The organism is Aminobacter sp. DSM 101952, from assembly GCF_001424795.1.
Classification (GTDB): domain Bacteria; phylum Pseudomonadota; class Alphaproteobacteria; order Rhizobiales; family Rhizobiaceae; genus Aminobacter; species Aminobacter aganoensis.
The window spans coordinates 400,877-425,935 of sequence record NZ_LMCL01000001.1 but is presented as its reverse complement, the minus strand read 5'-3'; the positions used below and the strand labels follow the sequence as shown (position 1 = coordinate 425,935).

The window sequence follows — 25,059 nt, the reverse complement described above, 5'->3', positions numbered from 1 at the left end:
GACACCCGGCCATAATTCAATACCGGTCGGTCGTTAGATACATATGCTTCGCTTCTTCGGGAGATCACTCAGATGACCATCAACGTCGCTCCGGTGGGCTTGACGCGCGATCTCGTCGAGCGCCAGAAATCAGGCAAGCCGATCCGCATCGGCCTCATCGGCTGTGGTGAGATGGGCACCGATATCGTGTCGCAGGTGGCGCACATGCCGGGCATCGCGGTGGGCGCCATTTCGGAGTTCCACCCCGAGCGCGCGCTCAAGGCGGCCGAGATCGCCTACCGGGAAGGCGGCCATGCGCGCGAGGCGACGACCGCCTCGGCTCTCGCCGACGCCATGGAAAGCGGCAAGATCGCCATCACCAACGACGCCGACCTGATCCTCAACAGCGGCCTGATCGACGTCGTCATCGACGCCACCGGCGTTCCTGCCGTCGGCGCCGAGATCGGCCTGCGCGCGATGGAGCACGGCAAGCATCTCGTCATGATGAATGTCGAGGCGGACGTCACCATCGGCGCCTATCTCAAGAGCGAGGCCGACCGGCTTGGCGTGACCTATTCGCTCGGCGCCGGCGACGAGCCGTCGTCGTGCATGGAACTGATCGAATTCGTTTCGGCGATGGGCCACACCATCGTCGCCGCCGGCAAGGGCAAGAACAACCCACTCAACATCGACGCCATCCCCGACGACTATGCCGAGGAAGCCAGGCGCCGCAACATGAACGTGCGCATGCTGGTCGAGTTCGTCGACGGCTCGAAGACGATGGTCGAGATGGCGGCGATCGCCAACGCCACCGGGCTCGTGCCCGACAAGGCGGGCATGCATGGCCCCTCCGCCACGCTGCCCGAACTCAACAAGGTGCTGGTGCCGCAGAAGGACGGCGGCGTGCTGTCCAGGGTCGGCGTCGTCGACTATTCGATCGGCAAGGGCGTCGCCCCCGGCGTCTTCGTCATCGCCGAGATGTCGCATCCGCGCATCCGCGAGCGCATGGAAGACCTCAAGGTCGGCGAGGGACCGTATTTCACCTTCCACCGGCCCTATCACCTGACCTCGCTCGAAGTGCCGCTGACCTGTGCCCGTGTCGTGCTGCACGGCAAGGCCGACATGGTGCCGCTGGCGAAACCCGTGGCCGACGTCTGCGCCGTCGCCAAGAAGGACATGCAGCCGGGCGAAAAGCTCGATGCCATCGGCGAATATTGCTACCGCTCGTGGATCATGACCGCGCCGGAAGCCCGCACGGCAAAAGCCATTCCCTGCGGCCTGCTGCAGGGCGGCACGGTGACGGCGCCGATCAGGAGGGGCGATCTCATCACCACCGCCAACGCCGCCGTGGCGCCTGGCTCGAAGATCGCCGAACTCAGGGCCAGGCAGGACAGGCTGGTGTATGGGGCCGAGGGCTAGACGTAGCCTCCTTGCCGGCGTCTGCCTTACTTAGCCGCCGTTCCACGACGTATCGACTCTTTGCCGTTCTCGCCGCAGGATGTCTTCTTGGTGAACTTGTGGGGACGGGTTCGGCATGGAGGGACGGTCTGGCGCGTCGAGGGTCGTGAAACGCCGGGATCTGCTGTGGCTGCTCGGCGTGGCTGCGGCGGTATCGGCGACGCCGGGCTGCGCGCGCTGGCGCCCCGAACCGGGCCGCTGCGCGTTGGAAACCGATCCGGTCATCGACGTCCACTGCCACTTCTTCAACGCTTCCGACGTGCCGGTGCGAGGCTTCGTCGAATATGTCGCGCTCGGCGAATTGCGCGAAGAGTTCTTTCCCAGGGCAACCGACGTCCAGACGAAAGGCCTGTTCAACGGCCTGATCGCGTTTCTGGTCGATATCCTCAGCCGTGGCGCCAAGGACGCTGCCACCGAAGCCCGCCGGCTGCGGTCGGGACAACCGCTCGAATCCGCTTCGACCGCGGCACAACGCAAGACCGCGATACTGGCTGATGCGATCCAGGAAATGGATCGGCGGGCCAGAGGGATCGAAACCTTCGGCAGGAATGCCAGGGGTTTCGACGTTGAACCCGACTATCCGGCACTGATGGAGCAGTTGGCCCGGGATGCCGGCACGCCGCAGGCGTTCAGCCGTTCGCGCAGCCTGTCGCGCGCAGATGCGCTCGGGCTGGCCACCGACCTTCAGCGTCAGTCGAGCGAAATGCAGCGCTACATCTCTTTCGCGCTGTTGCTGCTCGACGACCGCGAAGCCATCTCGCGCGAATATCTGCGCGTCTTCGCGCCCAAGGGCTGTGTATCCCTGGTGACGCCGAGCTTCCTCGACATGGAGAACTGGCTCGGAAGCAGCCGCGCGCGATCACGCTTGCCCCAGCAGATCGAGGTGATGCACCTGCTTCAGCTTCAGATCGCGCGCACGACAGACCTGCACATGCATAGTTTCGTCGGCTTCGATCCGTGGCGAGCGGCTGCGGGTGGCGGCTCGCTGAAGCTGGTCAAGCAGGCGGTCCTCGATTGCGGCTTTGTCGGGGTCAAGCTCTACCCGCCCATGGGTTTCCAGGCGTTCGGCAACGACAAGATCAAGTTTCCCAAGGGCGCTCCGAAAGGCATCGAAGCCGCGCTTCGAAGCCTGTATGCGTGGTGCGAGGACAACGACGTGCCGATCATGGCCCATGCCGAAAACAGCCTCGGCTCGCTCTGCGGCTACGGTCACCGCGCAAGCCCCGCCTGGTGGAGGAAGGCATTGGACGGTTTCCCGAATTTGCGCGTCAATCTCGCGCATTTCGGTGGCTTCGACGAACTGCGCCCGCAACCGCCCGCGAAGGAATGCCGCGAGAACGACTACAGCGGGAAGGCTTGGGAATTCATCATCGGCGAGACGATAAGGGTCGACGGCAGGGACACCCTTTTTGCCGATCTTGGCTATCTCTACGAGCTGACCAGTCCGGAGTTCGATGACCGGGCGCGCTCCGAGATCAGGGGCTATCTCCAGCAGTTCCAGTCCCGCTACGACCCCGATGTCCGGCATCTGCTCTATGGCACCGACTGGACGATGATCGCCAAGGAACTGGACAACAACAACTACATGGCGCGGCTCGGCGCGCAGCTGACGGCTACCGGCTACACGCCCGAGCAGCAGCAGAACATCTACTGGCGCAACGCGGCGCGTTATCTCGGGCTCGGCAAGACCGACAGGACGCGCGCCCGCCTGCATGATTACTGCCAGAACCACCAGATCGATGCGGGCTGGCTGTCGGCATTCGACCAGTAGCCGGGTGCGGGACGGAGCGGCCGGCATTGACCTGCTGCCCTCGCGCGGCGGCTGAGCCAAGGCCGGCCATCGTTGCTGCCAGCCGCCGCCGTGGGTGGATAGTTCAGCGCCAAAATGCCAAAGTCGTGTCGGCAAGAGTTCAAATATCGAGGTCGCTTCCTTCATCCCATCCACAACCGATGTTGAGGGTTCACGAGATGACCGGTTTACGAACCTACCTGCTGAGCTTGCTTTTCCTTGTTCCCGCTCTCCTTGTCGGCCACAGCGGCGTCGGCCTGGCGCATGACTACGCCATCGAAGTGTCGGGCGTGGAGACCGAGCCTCCCGTCGCGCCGACAGGGAGCGTCCTGTTCGAAAACGTCAGGATATTCGACGGCAAGGCAAGCGCGCTGTCGCCGGCGTCGAACGTGCTGGTCAACGGCAACCTCATCGAGCGCATCTCGACCGCTCCTATCGAGGCGGCCGGTGCCAAGGTCATTGCGGGCGGTGGCCGCGTGCTGATGCCGGGCCTGATCGACGCGCACTGGCACGCGATGCTGATCGCGTCGACCCCGGCAGAGGCAATGGGTGACATCGGCTTCGCCAATCTCGCAGCAGGCGACGAGGCAACGCATACTTTGATGCGTGGCTTCACGACGGTGCGCGACGTGGGCGGTCCGGTGTTCGGCCTCAAGCGCGCGATAGACAGTGGAATCGTCGCGGGACCGCGCATCTATCCATCGGGCGCCATGATCACGGTGACCAGCGGACATGGCGACTTCCGGCAATTCAGCGACCTGCCGCGGACGATCGGCGGCCCGTTCACGCCCATGGAGAGAAACGGAGGCAGCATAGTCGTGGACAGCCCGGATGAGGTGCGCCTGCGTGTCCGCGAGCAGTTCATGCAAGGGGCCGCCCATGTCAAGCTGACAGCCGGCGGCGGGGTCTCCTCCCCATTCAGCCCGCTCGATGTCACCACCTTCACCGAACCCGAAATGCGGGCCGCGGTCGAGATCGCCGAGAACTGGGGTACCTACGTGATTGCGCACGCCTTCACGACGGATGCGATCAAAATGGCAATCGCGGCCGGCGTGAAATGCATCGAACACGGCTTCCTCATGGACGAGGAAACCGCCAAGCTGATTGCTGAAAAGGACATCTGGCTGAGCTTGCAGCCGCTTCCGGAGATGATGAGGCTGGGGCTTCGGGAAGGCTCGGTCGAGCGGGCCAAGGCGGAAGAGGTGTGGCCGGGCATCGGCCGGACATACGAACTGGCGAAGAAATACAAGATCAAGACTGCATGGGGGACGGACGTGTTGTTCTCCCGCGATCTGGCGCGGCAGCAGGGCGCGATCCTTGCGTCGCTCATCCGCTGGTACACGCCTGCCGAAGCCCTCGTGATGGCGACCGGGACCAATGCCGAACTGCTGACACTTTCGGGGAAGCGTAACCCTTATCCCGGAAAGCTGGGCGTGGTGGAGGAAGGCGCGCTGGCCGATCTGCTGCTGGTCGACGGCAACCCGCTCGAGGATCTCCAACTGGTCGCCAAACCCGAGACGAGTTTCCTGGTCATCATGAAGGATGGCCGCATCTTCAAGGATACCTTGCCGAAATGAGGGTTTGCCGGGGAGGGCGCAGCCGCAGGACGGCTGCGGCCCCTCAGTGGCAAGCGGGAGGATCCTGGTTGCGGTCGGCGGCGCGGAGCAGCCAATGATGAATTCAGCTCATGGTTGCGGCGGCCGGCCTACGCCTCCAGCGCGCCTGACCGGGCGTCGTCGCTCGGACGCGTGCCGACCAGCTTGACCAGGTCGTCGCCGGCGCGGGTGGCGCGGTGCGAACGGCGCGTCAGGATGTAGCCGTCCTGCGGCGCCAGCACCTCGACCCTGCCGCCGTCCTCGCCGGGCGCGCGCACGATGGTGGCGATATGGGCGCCAGCCTTGACCGTATCGCCGGGATTGACGTGGTAGAGGATCGCCCCAGCGCAAGGGGCGGGCACCATCTCGACATGGTCGATCGGCGCCACCACGCCCGCAAATGTCTTTAGGGTCTCGATCCAGGTGTCCTCGATCACGCCACGCGCCACAAGCAGGCGATAGAGGCCCTGGGCGTCAGCTTCGGCAACTGTGGCGTAGACATCGGAAACGCCGCGATATTCGACTGTCGTGACGACGCGGCTTTCGAGCCGCGCTTCCTTGCGAGGCATCTTGAGATAGGGGTGCAGCGAGGCCTCGTCGAAGGACGAGCCCGACTGGCCGCTCCACAGGATGACGGCGTCGACGCCCATGTTCGCGGCGCAATCTTCCATCGCCGGCCAGAGCTCGTCGGGCACGTAGAGATAGGCGACGCCTTCGTCGTCGCAGTGCAGGTCGAGCACGATGTCGTGGCCGACCGAAAGCTTGAGCAGCCGTGCCTTGAGGCGCTTGTCGGCCGACATCGGCACGTCGTCGCCGGGCAGAAGCGACACGTCCGGCCTGTCGAGCAGCGGGAAGTCGCGGTTGTAGTTGGTGCGGGTGCCGAGATCGAAGCGCCCCTGGGCGGCGTGGAACAGCAACTGGTTGGCGCCGATCGGGTTGGCACGCGGCACGATGGTCAGGTTGCCGCGAATGCGCCCTTCGGCAGCTGCCTTGCGCAGGCGCGGCATCAGCGCGTCGATGGCCACCACGCCGGGCAGTTCGTCGCCATGGAGCGCGGCCTGGATATAGGCAGACGGGGCCGACGCGGACGATCCCGAAACGCGGTAGACTGGGAGTTCGTAGGCGATGCCCTCGCTGTCGCCCCGGATCGTCTCGACGCTCTTCTTCATTTGCTGCCCCCCGAATCTTGGTCCGAACGGTAGATCATCGCGCGGCGACGCCGTCCTGATCCAGCAGGAGGCGTCCGCCGCGCCAGACCTTGGGTAAGCTTACGTGGCAGCGCCCCATTGCTTCATCAGGGCAACCGAGCGCGCCAGCTGCGGTGCCGCGTGGAAGTCGTGGCCGAGGGTGGCCGCAGCCCGCCACGGCCAGCGCGGATCGGCGAGCAGGGCACGGCCAAGCGCCACCATGTCGGCGCGGCCTTCGCGCACGATCGCATCGGCCTGGGCCGGCTGGTCGATCATGCCGACCGCGCGCACCGGGATGCCCGTCGCCTTTTTCACCGCCTCTGCGAGATGGACCTGATAGCCTGGACCGGTGCGCAGGCTCTGGTGGGGCGAGTTGCCGCCGCTCGAACAGCAGATGTAGGCGATGCCAGCCTTGCCATAGGCCCTGGCCACCTCGATGGCCTCTTCCAGCGTGAAGCCGCCATCGACCCAGTCGGTCAGCGACATGCGCGCGCCGAGCATGAGGTTGGGGACGGCTTCCGCGACACGGCGCGCGACCTCGAGGGGGAACCGCATGCGGTTTGCCAGCGAACCGCCCCATCTGTCGGTGCGGTGGTTGGACAGCGGCGACAGGAACTGGTGCAGCAGGTAGCCATGGGCCGAATGCAGCTCGATGAAGTCGAAGCCGGCGCGCTCGGCGCGCCTGGCCGCCTCGACGAAGTGGCCGATGGTCCGCTCGATCGCGGCTTCATCAAGCGCATGCGGCACTTGCCAGCCGTCGCCATAGGCGATCGCCGAGGCCGACACGACGGGCCATGCATCCTCCTCCGGCGTCAGCGGGCCGGAGCCGTCCCACGGCCTGTGGTTGGAGGCCTTGCGGCCGGCATGGGCCAATTGCACGCCGAATTTCGCTCCCGGCGTCGCCACGCGCCGGGCGGCATCGAGCGTGCGTCTTGCCGCCGCTTCGTTGGCATCGGAGTAGAGACCCATGCAGCCATGGCTGATGCGGCCGCGCCGCTCGACGTCAGTCATCTCGACGGTGATCATGCCGGCGCCCGACATTGCGAGGTTCATCCAGTGCTGCAGATGCCAGTCGGTGGCCGAGCCGTCGTCGGCCGAATACTGGCACATCGGGGCAACGGCGATGCGGTTGGGCAAGTCGAGCTTGCCGAGGGTGATCGGCGAGAACAGATGGACGGTCATGGCGGCTCCGATATCAGGCAGTGCGAATGTAAGGCGTCGGCGACTGGCGACAACCGTATTGCATAGGGCCAGCGCGTGTTATCTGTCACCACGATGACTGCATGCCAGCAACGGGTGACCGAATGACGACGCGCGACCGGCTCGAAGCGATCCTTGGGCGGCTTTCCGTCCGTGCCGGCGACGAACGCGTGTTCATGAAGCTCTATGCCGAGGCCGCGCGTGGTGCTGCCGATGCCGCCGACGCGCGCGCCAAGGCAGGGCTGTCGCTCGGGCCGCTCGACGGCGCCATCGTCTCGATCAAGGATCTGCTCGACGTCGCCGGCGAGCCGACGCTGGCCGGCTCGCTGATGCGCCGGGACACGGCACCCGCAGAGCGGGACGCGCTGGTGGTCCGGCGCCTGCGCCGGGCAGGGGCGGCGATCATCGGCAAGACGGCGATGACCGAGTTCGCCTTCACCGCGCTCGGCATCAACCCGCATTACGGCACGCCGGGCAATGCCGCCGATCCGACGCTGATCCCCGGCGGTTCGTCGTCGGGCGCCGGGGTTTCGGCGGCCGAAGGCACCTCGGACATTTCCATCGGCTCGGATACCGGCGGCTCGGTGCGCATTCCGGCAGCTCTCAACGGCGTCGTCGGTTTCAAGCCGACGGCGCGGCGCGTGCCGCTCGACGGCGCGTTCCCGCTGTCGCCGTCGCTCGATTCGCTCGGGCCGCTGGCGCGGACGGTCGGGGCCTGCATCGCCACCGACGCCGTCATGGCCGGCAAGGAGTTTTCCGCGCTTGTGCCGCTGTCCCTGCCGGGCCTGCGCATCGGCGTGCCGCGCGGGCGGCTGATGGAGCATTGCGACGGCACCGTTTCCGCCGCCTTCGAACAGTCGTTGAAGCGCCTCGCCGCATCGGGGGCGCGGGTCGAGGATATCGCCATCGACGATTTGCTGCTGGCCCTGCGCGAGACGACGCGGGCGGCGTCCATCGCCGCCATCGAAGGCGCGGAAATCCATGCCGACTGGCTGTCGGCAGGCGCCAAGGTGGCGGTCGACCGCCATGTCAGTGGCGGGCTCGGCCGGGCCCTACAAGTGCCGGCGGTCGCCTATATCAGGACCATGCGCCGCCGCGCCGAACTGGTGGCGGCCATGGACGAGCGCCTGTCGTCGGTCGATCTCATGGTCGTGCCTACCACGCCGGTCGTGGCCCAGCCGATCGCCGAGATGCTGGATGACGAGCGCCATGGCGACCGCATCGAGGGGCTTCTGCTGCGCAACACCCAGGTCGCCAACCAGTTCGACCTCTGCGCGCTGTCGCTGCCGGTGCCCGGCACCGGGCTGCCTGCCGGCCTGATGCTGGTCGGCCGCCACGGCCACGACCGGCGCGTGCTTGCGGCGGGGCTTGCGGTCGAGGCGCTGTTGAAGGGATAGCGCTGACGATGCCGGTCACCGGCGATGGCATCACGCGCGCCTCGGCGAACCCGTGAATCGGCCTGCCTCTGGCTCTTGCGGAGCCGGCTCAAATAGTGGTCATCTTGGCGCTGGACCAGCGCGTGCCGGAATCGGACGAGGAGTTTTGAGAGATGCCGTCGACAATGAAGGGACCAGCGATCTTCCTCGCCCAGTTCGCCGGCGATTCCGTCCCGTTCAATACACTGAAATCGATTACATCGTGGGCTGGCGGGCTCGGCTACAAGGGCGTGCAGATCCCGACGCCGGATAGCAGGCTGTTTGATCTCCAGAAGGCGGCGACGTCGAAAACCTATTGCGACGAGATCAAGGGCATCTGCACGGATGCCGGCGTCGAGATCACCGAACTGTCCACCCACCTGCAGGGCCAGCTGGTGGCGGTGCATCCCGCCTATGACGCGCAGTTCGACGGCTTTGCGCCACAAGCGGTACACGGCAAGCCGAAGGAGCGGCAGCAATGGGCGGTCGAGCAGATGAAGCTCGGTGCCAGGGCGTCGCAGAATCTCGGCCTCACCGCTTGCGTATCCTTCACCGGCGCGCTCGCCTTCCCCTACCTCTACCCGTGGCCGCAGCGGCCGGCAGGCCTGATCGAGGAGGCCTTCGCCGAGCTCGGCAAGCGCTGGCGGCCTATCCTCGACGCCTATGACGAGGCCGGCGTCGACCTGTGCTTCGAGCTGCATCCGGGCGAGGACGCCTTCGATGGCGCGACCTTCGAGATGTTCCTCGACGCCGTCGGCGGCCACCAGCGCTGCAACATCAATTACGATCCCTCGCACTTCCTGCTGCAGCAGCTCGATTATCTCGCCTTCATCGACATCTACCACGAGCGCATCAAGGCGTTTCACGTCAAGGACGCGGAGTTCAACCCGACCGGGCGCCAGGGCGTCTATTCCGGCTACCAGGGCTGGCTCGGCCGGGCCGGTCGCTTCCGCTCGCTCGGCGACGGCCAGGTCGATTTCACCGGCATCTTCTCCAGGCTTGCGCAGTACGGCTACGACAGCTGGGCGGTGCTCGAATGGGAATGCTGCCTCAAGCATCCGGAGGACGGGGCCGCCGAAGGCGCGCCATTCATCGAAAGCCACGTCATCCGCGTCACCGACAAGGCGTTCGACGACTTTGCCGGCGGGGCGAGCGATCGGGCGATGCTGCGGACGATGATGGGGATTTGAACGCGGCGCTGCCCCTCATCCCGGCCCTTCGATAAACTCAGGGGGGATGAGGGGCAGCGCCAACATATCAAGGGAGGACACAAGCATGGTCGGTGCATCGAAATCCGGGAATGGCAGCGGCCCGATCCGCTACGGCATGGTCGGCGGCGGGCAGGGCGCCTTCATCGGCGGTGTGCACCGCATCGCCGCGCGCATGGACGGCGATTTCCAGCTCGTCGCGGGTGCGCTGTCGTCCAATCCGGAACGCGCGAAGGCGTCCGCGGCCGAGATCGGCCTCGATCCCGAGCGCTCCTACGCCTCCTATGCCGAGATGGCCAAGGCCGAGGCGAAGCGGCCCGACGGCATCGAGGCGGTGGCCATCGTCACGCCCAACAACGTCCATTTTCCCGCCGCCAAGGCCTTTCTCGAGGCTGGCATCCACGTCATCTGCGACAAGCCGCTGACGGCGACGCTGGCGGAGGCGAAGAAGCTCGCCGCACTGGTCGAGAAGACCGGCAAGGTCTTCGTGCTCACCCACAACTACACCGGCTATCCGATGATCCGGCAGGCGCGCGAGATGGTCGCCAAGGGCCAGCTCGGCGACATCAGGATCGTCCAGGCGGAATACCCGCAGGACTGGCTGACCGAGGATCTCGCCGCCACCGGCCAGAAGCAGGCGTCGTGGCGCGGCGACCCGAAGCAGTCGGGCGCGGGCGGCGCTGCCGGCGACATCGGCACCCATGCCTACAATCTCGCCCGCTTCGTTTCCGGCCTCGAACTCGACAGCCTGTCGGCCGACCTCGACGCCTTCGTGCCGGGCCGGCTGCTCGACGACAACGTCAACGTCATGCTGCGCTTCAAGGGCGGCGCCAAGGGCATGATCTGGGCGAGCCAGGTGGCGCCGGGCCACGAGAACGGCCTCAAGCTGCGTGTCTATGGCTCGAAGGGCGGCCTCGAATGGGTGCAGGCCGACCCGAACTATCTCTGGTACACGCCCTTCGGCCAGCCCAAGCAGCTGATCACCCGCGGCGGCGTCGGCGCCGGTCCTGCCGCCGCACGCGTGACGCGCGTGCCTTCGGGGCACCCCGAAGGCTATCTCGAAGGTTTCGCCAACATCTACCAGGAGGCGGCGCGGGCCATCCGCGCGGCGCGCAAGAAGGGCGGCAAGCCTGCCAGGGACGTGATCTACCCGACCGTGCAGGACGGCGTGGAAGGCGTGGCGTTCATCGAGGCCTGCGTCAAGTCTTCGAAGAAGAACGCGGCGTGGACGAAGCTGTGAGGGGATGCGGGCTGGCTGGCGTCGCGATGGGGAAAGCTCTGCCAGCTTGACTCAAAGCAATATTTCCGGCTTCATCTTGATGTCACGGCACTTGGGGGCATTTCGTTCTGCGCGATCTGTGCAGTGACCTTGGACTAGACAGATTCTCGACGCCAGCGCAGTGGCCCGAGGAACTTGACCGATCAACTGATCGGGAAGGTTCCTGGGCGCGAACCCCATGAGCCTTCCCACAAAGGAAGGGCGATGATGGGAAAGAAGGCGATCTATCTTTTGCTTGCGCTGACGGTTCTTTGCGGTGCAGGCGCTTTCGCAATGACATTCATGGCCGCCACGGCAAACAAGGAATTTGCCGGAGCGCTATTTTATGCGTTCATCGCACTTTTCACCAGCGGAGTGACCACCCTGTTCGTGGTGCTGACGCAGACACGCGATTGACCCCGTCCGAGGTCAGGACGGGCGACCATCAGGTAATCCATGACCCAGTCTCTCTTCATCATCACCGGCGCCATGGCTGCCGGCAAAACCACGGTTGCCAACGCGCTGGCAAGGCGCTTCCCGCGCTCGGCACTGGTCGGCGGCGACGTTTTTCGTCGCATGATCGTAAACGGCGCTGCGGCGATGGGGCCCACGCTCGATGTGGAGGCCCGGGCGCAACTGACACTCCGGCAGGTGATCGCGACAGATGCCGTGCGCCGCTACGTGGAAGCAGGATTCACGGTGGTCTACCAGGACATCCTCATCGGGCATGATCTTGTCGCGGCTGTCGAGCGCCTTCGCGACCTCGATCCCCGTGTGGTGGTGCTGGCCCCTTCGGCGGAAGTACTGGGCCAGCGCGACAGAGACCGGCCAAAGACCGGCTATTCCGAGGCATTCCCTCCCTCCGTCCTTGCAGAAGCACTCGCCCGCGAGACACCTCGCATCGGTCAATGGATCGATTCATCTGCCATGGACGTGGAGCAAGTGGTGGAAACCGTGCTCGGCAGATGACACGCCTTCTGTCGCGCCCCGTCGCTTTACTCGGCGTATCATGCGCGGCCGGCCCGTTGCCGCAGCGAGATATGTCCGTCTTTCAATGTCGGTTTCCCGTTCGGCAAGTTCAGGTTGAAAAACGCTCTGCTTGTCAGCCGGCACTACGTCTGGTTACCTTGCCGGATACGCGGGGGGCGTGGGCATGAAGGCGGTACTCTCTTCTCTTGTGATGCTTGCGCTCGCAAGCTCTGCGGCAGCCGCCCAGTCGGTCATCCCGAAAGGATGGTTCCTGCATGACGACCTGTCGCCCACGTTGACGCTCGCCTACTACGATCCTGCCTCCGGCGATGTCGACGTCTCGCTGAACTGCACTGCGGGGTACTCGGACATCGTCGTTGCGTTCTATCCGAAGTCCGGCGACATGAGCGAAGGGCGCAGCGCCAGGATCGAACTGCGCAACGGCGACGCAACGCACTCCATCGAGGCCACCGGCAAGACCTATAACGGCCGCTATGTCTTCGACGGACTGACGACCATGGAACCGGCACTGGCAAAGCTGCTCGTCGGCGGCTTCACCATCCTCGTCGGCGGCGAGGACATGGGCACCTACACGCCGAACGAGCACGATGGCGCCCATGTGCGCAAACTGGCCGAAGCCTGCACCGGCTGACCCGTTCGCGGTCCCTGTCTGACGATCTGAATTCCTATCTCGGAGTCTGACTTGCTGCCTGGGCCGGTGCTGCCGTGGACCGGCTATCCAAAGGATATCGGCTGCGCTGCACCCTACGCTCGCCATGGGCCGTTGGCCCGACATGCGGGACCCTGCGATCTTATCCACACCGTCGATTATCGTATACATTTTGCACGACACTCATCTTCCATATCGTACACAATCTATGCATACATAGCTCCGCGACAGATCGAGGCGACGTCCGCACCGGGGGAGAAATGGTGCCGGCGGCCTGCGGTCGACAATCGAGGGAGGGATACATGAAATCTAAGTTCCTGGTGCTGTGCGCCGCCACCGCGGCACTGATGGTCGGTGCCACCGCCGCGCAATCGGCGACGCTCGACACCGTCAAGGCCCGCGGCAAGCTGATCTGCGGCGTGTCGCTCAGCACGCCCGGCTTTGCCGCCGCCGACGACAAGGGCCGCATGCAGGGTTTTGACGCCGACATCTGCCGCTCGATCGCTGCTGCGGTGCTCGGCGACGGCGAAAAGGTCGATTTCGTCCTGACCAACATCAACACGCGTTTCCAGGCGCTGCAGTCGGGCGAAATCGACGTGCTGTCGCGCCAGACGACGGCGACCTTCTCGCGCGAAACCTCACTCGGCATCGATTTCGGACCGACCGTTTTCTATGACGGCCAGGGCCTTCTGGTGCCAAAGTCGCTCGGCGTCGCCTCCGCCAAGGAACTGACCGACGCCGCGATCTGCACCTTGCCGGGCACCACGACCTCGCAGAACCTGACCGACTTCTTCCGCAGCATCGGCGGCAAGTTCGAGCTCGTGGTCTTCGAAAGCCCCGACGAGAACCGCGCCGCCTTCTATTCCGGCCGCTGCGAGGCGATCTCGTCGGACCGTTCCGACCTCGCCTCGATCCGCGCGGTCGCCAACAACCCCGACGACTACGTGCTGTTGCCCGAGACCATCTCCAAGGAACCTCTGGCGCCCGCCGTGCGGCAGAACGATTCCAACTGGCGCGACATCGTCTCGTGGTCGGTCTACATGCTGATGGCGGCCGAGGAGAAGGGCATCACCCAGGCCAATGTCGACGAGATGACGAAGAGCGAGGACCCCGAGATCCAGCGCATGCTGGGCGGCGCCGACGAACTCGGCAAGATGCTCGGCCTCGACAACAAGTGGGGCTACAACGTGATCAAGAGCGTCGGCAACTACGCCGAGGTCTTCGACCGCAACCTGGGCGAAAAGACCAAGCTCGGCATGACGCGCGGGCCCAACACGCAGTGGAATGCCGGGGGCCTGCTCTACGCGCCGCCGGTCCGCTGACAAACATCAAGGTCCGCGCCGCCATCGGGCGCGGACCTTGTCTCCCGTTCCCATGACATCGGCGCGCCCATGCTGTTTTTGAACGACACGCGGTTTCGCGCGGTCTTCTATCAAGTCGTCGCCATCTCGGCGGTGCTGCTCGCCGGCTGGGTGATGTACCGCACCGCCAGCGCGAACCTTGCCAAGCAGGACATCGCCACCGGCTTCGGCTTCCTGTCGCGGCAGGCCGGCATCGCCATCAGCGAAACCTCGATCGCCTACGGGCCGACCGACACTGTCGCCCGCGCCATCCTCGTCGGGCTGGTCAACACCATCAAGGTGTCGTTCCTCGCAGCGCTCTTCGGCACCATCATCGGCGTGCTCGTCGGCATCGGCCGCATGTCGACGAACCCACTGCTCAGCCGGCTGATGCTTGCCTATGTCGAGCTGCTGCGCAACGTGCCGCTGCTGCTCTATCTGTTCCTGTGGTATTTCCTGATCATCCTGGTCTTCCCGCCGGTGCGCCAGGCGATCCAGCTGTTTCCCGGTTTTTTCCTGTCAAACAGCGGCCTCGCCATGCCCTTGCTCGAATGGCAGAGCGGTTTCGGGCTGACGCTCGGCGCGCTCGCTTTCGGCATCGCCGCCGCACTCGTCGTGCGCGCCGTCAGCCAGCGCCGGCGCATCTTGAGCGGCAAGGGCAACGCCGGCTGGATCATTGCGCTGGTCCTGCTCGTGTTGCCGGTGCTCGCGGTCTGGTCGAGCGGCGCGGTGTCGCTCGGCTGGAGCGCGCCGGAGGCCGGGCGCTTCCGCCTCACCGGCGGGCTGCAGATCCGCCCGGAGTTCGTGGCGCTGCTCGTCGGCCTGATGCTCAACCTCTCGGCCAGTGTCGCCGAGATCGTCCGCGCCGGCATCCAGGCGGTCAGCAAGGGCCAATGGGAAGCCGCCCAGGCGCTAGGCCTGCCGCGCTCGCGCACGCTCCGGCTCGTGGTGCTGCCGCAGGCGCTCAGGGTCATCATCCCGCCTTTGACCAACACCTATCTCACCGTGTTCAAGAACAGCTCGCTGGCGATCGCCATCGGCTATCCCGACCTCGTCATGGTCTCCAACACCATCATGAACCAGACCGGCCAGGCGATGGAGACGATCGCCATCTTCATGGGCATCTATCTCGGCCTGTCGGTGCTGATCTCGCTGTTCATGAACTGGTACAATGCGCGTGTCGCGCTGAAGACGCGCTGACATGAGCGAGACCCAGGTTCTTCCCGCAGCCGCCAATTCCGTCGCCCGCCCGGTGCGGCGCTCTAAGTGGCGCGCGGCCTATTTCGGCACGCCCGGCAATGCGCTGGTCACGCTGGTCTGCGGCGCGCTCATCCTGGTCCTTGCCAAGCTGGCGCTTGGCTGGCTGTTCGTGAACGCCGTGTTCGACGGCGGGGCGGACGCCTGCAAGCAAAGCTCCGGCGCCTGCTGGCCGTTCCTCACCGACAAGCTGCGCTACATGCTGTTCGGCTTCTACCCGTTCGAGGAGCAATGGCGCCCGCTGGTGGCGCTTTGCCTGTTCCTCGGCGCCTGCGGCGTCTCGATGATCCCGCGCGTCTGGGGCAGGGGCCTCGTCGTCGCCTGGCTGGTGGTCATCCTGCCCGTGCTCTACGTGCTGATGGCCGGCGGCATCTTCGGCCTGACCGCGGTGCCGACGTCGAAATGGGGCGGCCTGCCGCTGTCGTTCATGCTGTCCTTCGTCGGGCTGGCCTTCGCCCTGCCGCTCGGCATCGGCCTGGCGCTGGCGCGCGCCTCGCATCTGCCGGCGATCCGGGTCCTTGGTGTCGGCTTCATCGAGCTCGTGCGCGGCGTGCCGCTGATCAGCATCCTGTTCATGGCCGCCGTCATGCTGCCGCTGTTCATGCCGGACGGCGTCACCATCGACAAGCTGCTGCGCGCGCAGGTGGCGATCATCCTGTTTGCCGCCGCCTACATCGCCGAGATCGTGCGCGGCGGCCTGCAGGACGTGCCGCCGGGCCAGTTCGAGGCCGGCCGCGCGCTCGGGCTGCATTACTGGCAGGTGATGTTCAAGATCGTGCTGCCGCAGGCGCTGAAGAAGGTCATCCCGGCGCTGGTCGGGCTGTTCATCGCCTTCTTCCAGGACACCACGCTGGTGACGATCATCGGCCTGCTCGATTTCCTCGATACCGTGCGCACCGCCTTGCGCGACCCCGACTGGCAAGGCATCGCCGTGCTCGAAGGCTACGTCTTCGCGGCCGCGGTGTACTTCCTGTTCAGCGCTCTGATGGGCGTCTACAGCCGCTTTTTGGAGCGGCATTTCAATACGTCGTATCGGTAGGAGGGCGTTCGGCGAAAATCCGTTTCGCTCTTGGTCCGCTCCGCTGGGGCAACCCCACAATGAAGCCGAGCCATCCCAAAAGGCACGGAACTGTTTCGCTCCCCACCAGTTGTTAAACCATCAACTGAGGAGGTTGAAATGACTTTCCGAAGCACACTTGCTGTAACCATTTTGCTCGCCGGCACCGCATTCGCGACTGCCCAGACTGTTGTGGTGACGCCCGAAGAACAAGTGATCGTCCGCGAATATGTGAAGACCAACCCGGTGATCGTCGAACGTCCATCCAACTTCGAACTTGTCGTCGGCGCGATCATTCCGGACATTCTGAAGCCGGGCGCACTTGCCGACAACAAGTATCAGTATGTCGTGATGGACGGCCGTACTGTCCTCATCGACCCGCAGACCCGCAAGGTCGTCTACATCATGGACTGACGGCTCGATGCACGAGTTGCATTGGGGCGCCTTGGGTTCCCCTTGCCATCGCAGAGAGGTGTTGCCGCCAGGCGGTGACACCTCTTTTAGCGGGCAGGATGCGCCGCAGCGCCTGGGCTTGAACGGCGGGCTGGCCGATCGCAATGCGGGTGGCCGCTGCCAAGCTCGATCCCCAGCATGACAACTCTTCTCAACCGGCAAGCCGCCTCTCCCCGAGGGGAGAGGTCGGTCGCGGCGCGGGACGCTAGGCCGCCTTGGCGGAGGGGGACGTCTTGTTGATTGCCGTCACCGCCAGGTTCGTCAGCTTGTTGTTGGTCGCCTTTTCCTGGTCGAGGATTTCGCTCAGCAAGGTGTGGGCCTCGTCATGGCCGAGATCCTTGGCCCACTCGCGAAGCGAGCCGTAGCGGGCGATCTCGTAGTGCTCCACCGCCTGGCACGCCGCCAGCAGGCCGGCATCGAGAGCCGTGCCCGATGCCTCTTCCATCAATCCGTCGGCCTCCTTGATCAGGCCTTCGATCGCATCGCATTTCTCGCCTGCGGCCTTCTTGCCGATCGACTTGAAGACCTGCTCCAGCTTCTTGATCTGGCCCCTGGTCTCCTCGAGGTGATCCTCGGCGGCCTTCTTCAGCTTGGCGTCCTTGGCCGCCTTGGCCACCTTGGGAAGTGCCTTGGTGATGGCGTTTTCGGCAAAGTACATGTCCTCGAGCGTATGCTCGAAAATCTCGTTCAGCGTTTTCATCTGGTGTCGCTCCTTGCGGGAAATTGCAGGGAGGGAATGGATCAAGCGGCAGAAGGTTCCCGCCGAAAACAGCGCTCTTTCTCGGGAACGATGGCCTGCCTCCAGCGTTGCGAAGGCAACACAAGGGGAAGTCTCATGCTGCGTCTCGTTGCATTGCTGTTCGTCGGATATTGCACCTATCGCATCGGCCGCGAGTTCATCGACAGCGTGCCGGACGATTTCGATCTCGTGGAACCGCTGCCGCTGCTCCCTTCTCCGGAGCGCCAGCGACACGACGCCCATCTGGCGCGGAGAGACCGGCGGGTCCGAAAGCGCTCGGCAGCCTAGGTACCCTCGGCCAACCCATTCCGCCAACCGGAGACAACCCGATGACCGACAAGCAAGAGTTCGAAGCGAAGTTCTGGAAGTCGATCCGCGCAGACATGACCGTCATGGTGGGCACCGCTGGAGTCGACCCGCGCCCGATGGCGGCGCAGTTCGACGGCGAGCGCAAGACCATCTATTTCTTCACCGCGAAGGACACCGAGATTGCCGAAAACCTGACGCGCGCCAGGAAGGCAACACTGGTCTACGCCGCCAGGAAGCACGACCTGTTTGCGACCCTCCATGGGACACTCAGGATCGACAACGACCGCAAGACGGTCGACCGGCTGTGGAACCGCTTCGTGGCTGCCTGGTTCGAGAAGGGCAAGGACGACCCCAAGCTCTGCCTGCTCCGCTTCGAGCCGGCCGACGCCCAGATCTGGCTCGACGCCTCGAGCCTTGTCGCCGGCGTCAAGATGTTCCTCGGCCTGGGCGATCCCAAGCAGGACTATGCGGACAGCGTGGCCAGAGTGAGCCTGAAGTGACCGAAGGGCGGCGCCAGCAGCGCTGGCCTATCTCGCGAAGGACCCGACGACGAGGGCGCCCATGACAAGCGCCGTGCCGATGGACGCGAGAATGGTGAGTGTCTGAAGCACCCCGAGGGTAGCACCTGCCGTCACAACTGCGACTAAGGCTGCAGCGGCCATCAACGCCAATACGGGCCTCTTTCGGACGACTTCGATCATCGGGCTCAATCCTTCTGCTTTCCCGGCAATCTAGTCACTCGCCACTGAAATGCCATATCGCGCACCTGCGACATGAGGACTGTGTCGCGTCCCGGCGAACTGCCGGATGGTTCTACCTTGGGCTGAAACGACGCCGTTGTCCCTCGTGCCTATTCCACCGCCTTCGGAAACACCTTCCAGCGCTTCGGCCGGAATGCGACCCGGCTCTTCTGTGCCGCGGGGTGGCCGACGGGCAGTTCGATCTCGACGCGTTCGCGGCCGCCGCCGATTTCGAGCTCGACGCGGCGCGTGCCGGCGACGCGGCGGCTGGCGGCGACCGTGCCGGCAATGCAGCCATTGCATTCGTCGAGCAGTTCGATGTCGTGCGGGCGGAAGTAAAGCGTCGCCTCGCCATCGGGCAGGTCGGGGGCAGCCAGGCCGATCGGCCGGTCCGATATCCAGACCTGGCCGTCCTCGACCTTGACCGGCAGCGAGCTCGACTCGCCGATGAAGCCGTAGACGAAGGGCGAATTGGGCGTGTCGTAGACCTCGTCGGCGGTGCCGATCTGTTCGATGCGGCCCTGGCTCATCACCACCACGCGGTCGGCGAGTTCGAGCGCCTCCTCCTGGTCGTGGGTGACGAAGATCGTGGTATGGCCGGTGGCGTCGTGGATTTCGCGCAGCCAGCGGCGCAGCTCGCGCCGGACCTGGGCGTCGAGCGCGCCGAAGGGCTCGTCGAGCAGAAGCACGCGCGGCTCGATGGCCATGGCGCGGGCCAGTGCCACGCGCTGGCGCTGCCCGCCCGACAGTTGTGCGGGGTAGCGCTTTTCCAGGCCCGAAAGCTGGACGAGGTCGAGCAGCTCGGAGGCGCGGCGGCGGATTTCCGCCTTGGTCGGCCGCTTGGCCGAGGGCCGCACCTTGAGGCCGAAGCCGATATTGTCGGCCACCGTCATGTGGCGGAACAGGGCGTAGTGCTGGAACACGAAGCCGACATTACGCTCCTGGATGGTTCGGTTCGAGGCATCCTCGTCGCCGAAGAAGATCGTGCCGCGCGTCGGCCGCTCGAGCCCGGCGATGAGGCGCAAAAGCGTGGTCTTGCCCGAGCCGGAGGGGCCGAGCAGCGCGATCAGCTCGCCCGACCTGATGTCGAGCGAGACGTCGCGGAGCGCCGGGAACCGGTCGAATTCCTTGCGCACATTTGAAACGCGAACTTCCATCAGTCTGTCTGCCTCTGTCAGTGTCCGCGCGTGGCGGCGATCTCGGCGCCGTAGCGGAGCTCGAGAAGGGTTTTGAGCACAAGCGTCACCAGGGCCAGGCCGGCGAGCACGGACGCGACGGCAAAGGCGCCGACGGCATTGTATTCGTTGTAGAGGATCTCGACATGCAGCGGCATGGTGTTGGTCATGCCCCTGATGTGGCCCGACACCACCGAAACGGCGCCGAACTCGCCCATGGCACGCGCGTTGCACAGCAATACGCCATAGAGCAGGCCCCATTTGATGTTGGGCAGCGTCACATGCCAGAAGGTCTGCCAGCCATTGGCACCGAGAGACAGTGCCGCCTCCTCGTCGCCGGTGCCCTGTTCCTGCATCAGCGGGATCAGTTCGCGGGCGACGAAGGGGAAGGTGACGAAGACGGTCGCCAAGACGATGCCGGGCACGGCGAACAGGATGACGATGCCGTGCATCTTGAGCCAGGGCCCGAGCAGGCTCGAGGCGCCGAACAAGAGCACGTAGACCAGGCCCGAGATGACGGGCGAGACCGAGAACGGCAGGTCGATCAAGGTGGTCAGGAAGGCCTTGCCCTTGAATTCGAACTTGGCGATGGCCCAGGCGGCGGCGACGCCGAACACCAGGTTGAGCGGCACCGAGATGACGGCGACCAGCAGCGTCAGCTTGATCGCGGCGATGGTGTCGTGCTCGTTGATGGCTTCGACAAAGGCGCCGATGCCGCGCGAAAACGCCTGTTCGAACACCACCACCAGCGGCAGCAGCAGGAAGACGGCGAGGAAGGCGAAGGCGACGAACATCAGCCCGGCGCGCGCCAGCGGCCGTTCGGTCACCGCCAGCGAGGCGTGCTCGTGATGGGCGTCTGCGGGGTAAAGCTCTGGATCAGCCATAGCGCTTGCGGGTCCGCGACTGGATGAGGTTGATGACGAGCAACATCAGGAACGACAGCGCCAGCATGATCGTGGCGATCGCGGTGGCTGCGGCATAGTCGTACTCCTCGAGCCGGATGACGATCAAAAGCGGCGCGATCTCGGAGATGTAGGGCAGGTTGCCGGCGATGAAGATGACCGAGCCGTATTCGCCGACGCCGCGGGCGAAGGCGAGCGCGAAGCCGGTGATGACGGCCGGTGCCAGCCCGGGAAACAGCACCAGGAAAATGGTCTGGAAGCGGTTGGCGCCCAGGGTGGCGGCAGCTTCCTCGACCTCCTTGTCGATCTCCTCGATGATCGGCTGCACCGTGCGCACGACAAAGGGCAGGCCGATGAAGATCAGCGCGATGACGATGCCGAGCGGGGTGTAGGCGACCTTGATGCCGAGCGGCGCCAGCAGCGACCCCATCCAGCCCTTCGGCGAATAGAGCGTGGTCAGCGCGATGCCCGCCACCGCCGTCGGCAGGGCGAAGGGCAGGTCGACCATGGCGTCGATGACGCGGCGGCCGGGAAAGCGGTAGCGCACCAGCACCCAGGCGACGATGGTGCCGAAGACGACGTTGACGGCGGCAGCGATGAACGCCGTGCCGAAGCTGATCTCCAGCGCCTTGACGGTGCGCCGGTCGGTGGCGATGGCCCAGAAATCGGTCCAGCCGAGCGAGGCCGAACGCCAGACGAGACCTGAAAGCGGGATCAGGATGATGAGCGTGAGGTAGGCAAGCGAGAAGCCGAGCGTCAATCCGAAACCCGGAATGACGCTCGGCTGTCTGAACCGCCACCCCGCCTTGGCGGGAGCTGATGTCATGTCGTCGTGGTCTTCGCTCTACTGGGCCGGCTTGTAGATCTGGTCGAATATACCACCATCGCCGAAGTGATAGGGCTGCGCCTTTGCCCAGCCGCCGAAAATCGGATCGTCGATGGAGACGAGCTTCAGTTCGGCCTGCTTCTGCAGGTCGGCTGCGGGCACCAGCTCGGGCTTGGACGGCCGGTAGTGATGCTTGGCGGCAATCGTCTGGCCTTCTGCCGAGTAGAGGTAGTTGAGGTAGGCCTCGGCAACCTTGCGGCTGCCCTTGGCGTCGACATTGGCATCGACCACGGCGACCGGCGGCTCGGCCAGGATCGACTGCGGCGGGAAGACGATGTCGAACTTCTCGGCGCCGAATTCGTCGAGCGCGAGATAGGCCTCGTTTTCCCAGGCGAGCAGCACGTCGCCCTGTTCGCGTTCGGCAAAGGTCACCGTCGAGCCGCGGGCGCCGGTGTCGAGGATCGGCACATGGGCATAGAGGTTGCCGACGAATTCCTTGATCTTGGCTTCGTCGCCTGCGAACTGGCCGTTGGCCCAGGCCCAGGCGGCGAGGTAGTTCCAGCGCGCGCCGCCCGAGGTCTTGGGGTTCGGCGTGATCACCTGGACGCCGTCCTTGACCAGGTCGCCCCAGTCGTTGATGCCCTTGGGATTACCCTTGCGCACCAGGAAGATGATCGTCGAGGTGTAGGGCGAGGCGTTGTTGGGTAGCTTCGAGCGCCAGTCGGGATTGATCTTCTTCGACTTCTCGACGATGGCGTTGATGTCGCTTTCCAGCGCCAGCGTGACGACGTCGGCGTCGAGCCCGTCGATCACGGCACGCGCCTGCTTGCCGGAGCCGCCATGCGACTGCTGGATCGTCACCGTCTCGCCGCTCTCGGCCTTCCAGTGCTTGGCGAAGGCCTCGTTGTAGTCCTTGTAGAGCTCGCGGGTCGGGTCGTAGGAGACGTTGAGCAGCGTGGTGTCTGCATAAGCAAGGCCCAGGCCGCCGAATTGGACTGCGCCGGCCAGCAGCGCCGAGAGAAGCAATTTCCTGCGTGAAGTGGTCATTTCCGCCTCCGTTCGAATATGGTCATACTCTATCGAACTGGTAGAAATTAGATGCGGCGAATGTTCCGAATTTCGGCGCGTCGGGGCAAATTTCGGCCATCCAGCGGCCGGTCGCGAAATTTTTTTGCTCGCTCAAAAAGTCCTGAACGGCCCGGGCGATATGAACGTTCGCCACAAGCGATGACAGCTAGGGGAGTTGGCGGGGGCGGCAAGGGGAAGCTGCATCGGCATGCGGAGCGGGAAGGGCGCTACTCCACGAACACTCTGACACTGGCCGCTCGCCCCGCCGCGTCGATGACGGTCAGCGTTGCATACCCCGCACCGTCGGGCTGCCAGGTGGCTTCGCGGCGGCGCGCCAGCGCCGCCAGCGGCTTGCCGTTGGCGAGCCAGCGGAACGGCGCGCGGCCGCCCTGCAGCTTGAGCACCAGCGGTGCCGCGGCTTCCGTCGCAGCACCCAGCTCGACGCGGGCGCCGTCGGGCGGGAAGACGATCTGCGGCGCCGGTTCGGTGATCGCGGCCGCGACCGCCGGCAATTCGCTCGAGGTTGAGAAACGCCCGAGCGTCACCGGCAGGTCGGCGCGGGCGGTGCGCAGCGTTCCCGCCGGCGGGCGCGGCAGGGGCATCGACGGCAGGCCGGAGCGGGCAAATCCCTCGAACAGGATGGGTGCCGCCGAGACGTATCCCGACAGGCCGGGCACGGCACCGGCGTCCGGCCGCCCGGCCCACACGCCCAGCACGTAGCGGCCGTCATAGCCGATCGACCAGGCGTCGCGGTAGCCGTAGGAGGTGCCGGTCTTGTAGGCGATGGTGCGCCTGGCGGCGCCCTCCGGCGGCCTGACGCCGGACAGGATGTCGCCGATCTGCCAGGCGGCCTGTTCCTCGAGAACCGTTCCGTTGGCGAGCGGGGCGGGCGTTGCCGTCTCCGATCCGTCGCGGAGAACCTTGGCGCGGCCGCCATTGGCAAGCCCGGTGTAGAGCTGGACGAGGTCGCGCAGCGTCACGCCGACGCCGCCGAGGCCAATGGCCAGGCCCGGCACCTCGTTGGGCGGCAATTGCGGCGTCACGCCGGCCTGGCGAAAGCGCGCGGTCAGCCGCTGCGGCCCGACCGCGTCGAGCAGGCGGATCGTCGGCACGTTGAGCGACAGCTGCAGCGCCTGGCGCACCGACACGTCGCCCTGGTAGCTCATGTCGAAATTCTTCGGCCGGTAGCCGGCGAAGTCGGCGGGCCGGTCCTCGATCAACGTCTCTTGCGCCACCAGTCCCTGTTCGAAGGCGAGGCCGTAGATGAACGGCTTCAGCGTCGAGCCGGGCGAGCGCACGGTGCGGGTCATGTCGATCCAGCCCGAGCGCGAGGCGTCGAGGAAGCTGGCCGAGCCGACCTCGCCAAGGATTTCGCCCGTCATGGCGTCGGCCATCACCATGGCCACCGAAATGCGCGGCCCGAGCCGGGTGGCGGCCTCGCGGGCCACGGCCTCGAGCCCCTCCTGGACGCTTTTGCGCAGGGTCAGATGGTGCTGGCCGCCGCCAGGCTGGTTGCGCAAGGCGGCATCCGCGGCGTGCGGCGCCAAGGCGGGCAGGGCCAGCCGCATGGCGGCCACGTCATCGAGCGCGGCGCGTGCGGCCTCGTTTTGTCCTAGAAGGCCCGCTGTCACCATGCGGCCGAGCACCCGGTCGCGCGCGGCCTGGGCGTTGCCAGGGTTGCGGTCGGGCCGGCGCCGCTCGGGAAGTTGCGGCAGGGCGACCAGAAGGGCCGCCTCGGAGACGGTCAGCCGCTTCGGCTCCTTGCCGAAATAGGCGAGGGCGGCGGCGCGCACGCCTTCGAGATTGCCGCCATAGGGTGCGAGCGTCAGGTAACGCTCGAGGATTTCTTGCTTCGACAGCCGGCGCTCTATCTGGACCGCGCGGGCCAGTTGCTTGAGCTTGGAGCCGAAACTGCGGCTTTCGCGCGGCTCGATCAGCCGCGCCAGCTGCATCGACAGCGTCGAGCCGCCGGAGACGATGCGGCCGTTGCTGACGAATTGCTGGGCGGCGCGGCCAAGCGCCAGGAGGTCGATGCCCTCATGGTCCCAGAAGCGCTTGTCCTCGTAGGCGACCAGCATCTTCACCAGTTGCGGGTCGACCTGGTCGAGGCCGACGCCGAGGCGCCAATGGCCCGACGGCGTCGCATAGGCGCGCAACAGCTGGCCGTCGCGATCGAGCACTTCGGCGGAGACGGCGAGCTTTTCGGGCAGAGGCGGCGGGAAGGCGCGGTCGAGAGCGACGAGGCTGCCCGAGGTGAGGGCGGCGAGGGTGGCAGCACCTGCTGTCCAGACCGCGATCCTGCGGATGATCTTTGCGGAGAGCATGGCGCCGCCCCTCACCCTTACCCTCTCCCCGTGAAGAACGGGGAGAGGGGGGCGTCGACGTAGCGGCCGTCTACCTTCTCCCCGTCATGACGGGGAGAAGGTGCCGGCAGGCGGATGAGGGGCCGCGCTGAGCGGGCAGCT

The 25,059-nt window shown here is 65.6% G+C and carries 24 protein-coding genes; 15 read left to right on the top strand and 9 right to left on the bottom strand.

Going from position 1 to position 25,059, the window contains the following annotated elements; genetic code table 11:
* Positions 1 to 72 precede the first annotated feature (72 nt).
* The 3 genes from ASC75_RS02025 (at position 73) to ASC75_RS02015 (ending at position 4,803) form a co-directional block, all read left to right on the top strand.
* The gene (locus ASC75_RS02025) at positions 73 to 1,398 is read left to right on the top strand and encodes an NAD(P)H-dependent oxidoreductase (protein WP_055969972.1); all 1,326 of its coding nucleotides are present in this window, start codon (positions 73 to 75) and stop codon (positions 1,396 to 1,398) included.
* A gap of 145 nt (positions 1,399 to 1,543) precedes the next feature.
* The gene (locus tag ASC75_RS02020) at positions 1,544 to 3,208 is read left to right on the top strand and encodes an amidohydrolase family protein (protein WP_055969969.1); all 1,665 of its coding nucleotides are present in this window, start codon (positions 1,544 to 1,546) and stop codon (positions 3,206 to 3,208) included.
* Between the two features lie 182 nt (positions 3,209 to 3,390).
* Positions 3,391 to 4,803 (top strand): amidohydrolase family protein, encoded by a 1,413-nt coding sequence (locus ASC75_RS02015; RefSeq protein ID WP_244487730.1) that lies wholly within the window; start codon positions 3,391 to 3,393, stop codon positions 4,801 to 4,803.
* A 128-nt stretch (positions 4,804 to 4,931) separates the two neighbouring features.
* Here ASC75_RS02015 and ASC75_RS02010 read toward each other — a convergent pair whose 3' ends face one another.
* Together ASC75_RS02010 and ASC75_RS02005 are read right to left on the bottom strand one after the other, a co-directional pair.
* Positions 4,932 to 5,990 carry a succinylglutamate desuccinylase/aspartoacylase family protein gene (locus tag ASC75_RS02010; protein ID WP_055969966.1) on the bottom strand — a complete coding sequence of 353 codons (1,059 nt, stop codon included), beginning with the start codon at positions 5,988 to 5,990 and terminating at the stop codon, positions 4,932 to 4,934.
* A gap of 99 nt (positions 5,991 to 6,089) precedes the next feature.
* Positions 6,090 to 7,190, bottom strand: a complete 1,101-nt coding sequence (locus ASC75_RS02005) for an NADH:flavin oxidoreductase/NADH oxidase (protein WP_055969964.1) — start codon at positions 7,188 to 7,190, stop codon at positions 6,090 to 6,092.
* A gap of 122 nt (positions 7,191 to 7,312) precedes the next feature.
* Here ASC75_RS02005 and ASC75_RS02000 point away from each other — a divergent pair, with 122 nt between their 5' ends.
* The 10 genes from ASC75_RS02000 (at position 7,313) to ASC75_RS01955 (ending at position 16,796) form a co-directional block, all read left to right on the top strand.
* On the top strand, positions 7,313 to 8,605 hold the full coding sequence (locus ASC75_RS02000; protein WP_055969961.1) for an amidase: 1,293 nt from the start codon (positions 7,313 to 7,315) through the stop codon (positions 8,603 to 8,605).
* Positions 8,606 to 8,757: 152 nt separating this feature from the next.
* On the top strand, positions 8,758 to 9,813 hold the full coding sequence (locus ASC75_RS01995; protein ID WP_055969959.1) for a sugar phosphate isomerase/epimerase: 1,056 nt from the start codon (positions 8,758 to 8,760) through the stop codon (positions 9,811 to 9,813).
* Between the two features lie 85 nt (positions 9,814 to 9,898).
* Positions 9,899 to 11,071 carry a Gfo/Idh/MocA family oxidoreductase gene (locus tag ASC75_RS01990; RefSeq protein WP_055969957.1) on the top strand — a complete coding sequence of 391 codons (1,173 nt, stop codon included), beginning with the start codon at positions 9,899 to 9,901 and terminating at the stop codon, positions 11,069 to 11,071.
* A 243-nt stretch (positions 11,072 to 11,314) separates the two neighbouring features.
* On the top strand, positions 11,315 to 11,506 hold the full coding sequence (locus ASC75_RS01985; protein WP_055969954.1) for a hypothetical protein: 192 nt from the start codon (positions 11,315 to 11,317) through the stop codon (positions 11,504 to 11,506).
* A 39-nt stretch (positions 11,507 to 11,545) separates the two neighbouring features.
* Entirely contained in the window at positions 11,546 to 12,058 is a 513-nt protein-coding gene (locus tag ASC75_RS01980; protein ID WP_055969951.1) for an AAA family ATPase, read from the top strand.
* Positions 12,059 to 12,242: 184 nt separating this feature from the next.
* The gene (locus tag ASC75_RS01975) at positions 12,243 to 12,710 is read left to right on the top strand and encodes a hypothetical protein (RefSeq protein WP_156381065.1); all 468 of its coding nucleotides are present in this window, start codon (positions 12,243 to 12,245) and stop codon (positions 12,708 to 12,710) included.
* Positions 12,711 to 13,030: 320 nt separating this feature from the next.
* Positions 13,031 to 14,050 carry an amino acid ABC transporter substrate-binding protein gene (locus ASC75_RS01970; protein ID WP_055969946.1) on the top strand — a complete coding sequence of 340 codons (1,020 nt, stop codon included), beginning with the start codon at positions 13,031 to 13,033 and terminating at the stop codon, positions 14,048 to 14,050.
* 69 nt (positions 14,051 to 14,119) lie between these two features.
* Entirely contained in the window at positions 14,120 to 15,268 is a 1,149-nt protein-coding gene (locus ASC75_RS01965; RefSeq protein WP_055969943.1) for an ABC transporter permease subunit, read from the top strand.
* A 1-nt stretch (position 15,269) separates the two neighbouring features.
* Entirely contained in the window at positions 15,270 to 16,364 is a 1,095-nt protein-coding gene (locus ASC75_RS01960) for an amino acid ABC transporter permease (RefSeq protein ID WP_082496346.1), read from the top strand.
* A gap of 138 nt (positions 16,365 to 16,502) precedes the next feature.
* The gene (locus ASC75_RS01955; RefSeq protein ID WP_055969939.1) at positions 16,503 to 16,796 is read left to right on the top strand and encodes a DUF1236 domain-containing protein; all 294 of its coding nucleotides are present in this window, start codon (positions 16,503 to 16,505) and stop codon (positions 16,794 to 16,796) included.
* 244 nt (positions 16,797 to 17,040) lie between these two features.
* On the opposite strand, the gene ASC75_RS01950 is transcribed toward ASC75_RS01955, so the two are convergent.
* Positions 17,041 to 17,535, bottom strand: a complete 495-nt coding sequence (locus tag ASC75_RS01950) for a DUF892 family protein (protein WP_055969936.1) — start codon at positions 17,533 to 17,535, stop codon at positions 17,041 to 17,043.
* Between the two features lie 135 nt (positions 17,536 to 17,670).
* Here ASC75_RS01950 and ASC75_RS01945 point away from each other — a divergent pair, with 135 nt between their 5' ends.
* Positions 17,671 to 17,862 carry a hypothetical protein gene (locus tag ASC75_RS01945; RefSeq protein WP_055969933.1) on the top strand — a complete coding sequence of 64 codons (192 nt, stop codon included), beginning with the start codon at positions 17,671 to 17,673 and terminating at the stop codon, positions 17,860 to 17,862.
* Positions 17,863 to 17,903: 41 nt separating this feature from the next.
* A complete protein-coding gene (locus ASC75_RS01940; protein ID WP_055969930.1) occupies positions 17,904 to 18,383 on the top strand; it encodes a pyridoxamine 5'-phosphate oxidase family protein in 480 nt (159 codons plus the stop codon).
* Between the two features lie 27 nt (positions 18,384 to 18,410).
* Here ASC75_RS01940 and ASC75_RS25780 read toward each other — a convergent pair whose 3' ends face one another.
* The 6 genes from ASC75_RS25780 to pbpC form a co-directional block, all read right to left on the bottom strand.
* The gene (locus tag ASC75_RS25780; protein WP_156381064.1) at positions 18,411 to 18,584 is read right to left on the bottom strand and encodes a hypothetical protein; all 174 of its coding nucleotides are present in this window, start codon (positions 18,582 to 18,584) and stop codon (positions 18,411 to 18,413) included.
* Positions 18,585 to 18,733: 149 nt separating this feature from the next.
* A complete protein-coding gene (locus tag ASC75_RS01935; RefSeq protein WP_055969928.1) occupies positions 18,734 to 19,780 on the bottom strand; it encodes a sulfate/molybdate ABC transporter ATP-binding protein in 1,047 nt (348 codons plus the stop codon).
* Between the two features lie 17 nt (positions 19,781 to 19,797).
* The gene (gene cysW, locus ASC75_RS01930) at positions 19,798 to 20,682 is read right to left on the bottom strand and encodes a sulfate ABC transporter permease subunit CysW (protein ID WP_055969925.1); all 885 of its coding nucleotides are present in this window, start codon (positions 20,680 to 20,682) and stop codon (positions 19,798 to 19,800) included.
* Positions 20,675 to 21,526 (bottom strand): sulfate ABC transporter permease subunit CysT, encoded by an 852-nt coding sequence (cysT, locus tag ASC75_RS01925; protein WP_055969922.1) that lies wholly within the window; start codon positions 21,524 to 21,526, stop codon positions 20,675 to 20,677. Before cysT ends, cysW begins: the two co-directional genes overlap by 8 nt.
* An 18-nt stretch (positions 21,527 to 21,544) precedes the next feature.
* Entirely contained in the window at positions 21,545 to 22,573 is a 1,029-nt protein-coding gene (locus ASC75_RS01920; RefSeq protein WP_055969919.1) for a sulfate ABC transporter substrate-binding protein, read from the bottom strand.
* A 248-nt stretch (positions 22,574 to 22,821) separates the two neighbouring features.
* Complete coding sequence (gene pbpC / locus ASC75_RS01915; protein ID WP_156381063.1) at positions 22,822 to 24,918, bottom strand: penicillin-binding protein 1C; 2,097 nt, start codon at positions 24,916 to 24,918, stop codon at positions 22,822 to 22,824.
* Between the last annotated feature and the right edge of the window lie 141 nt (positions 24,919 to 25,059).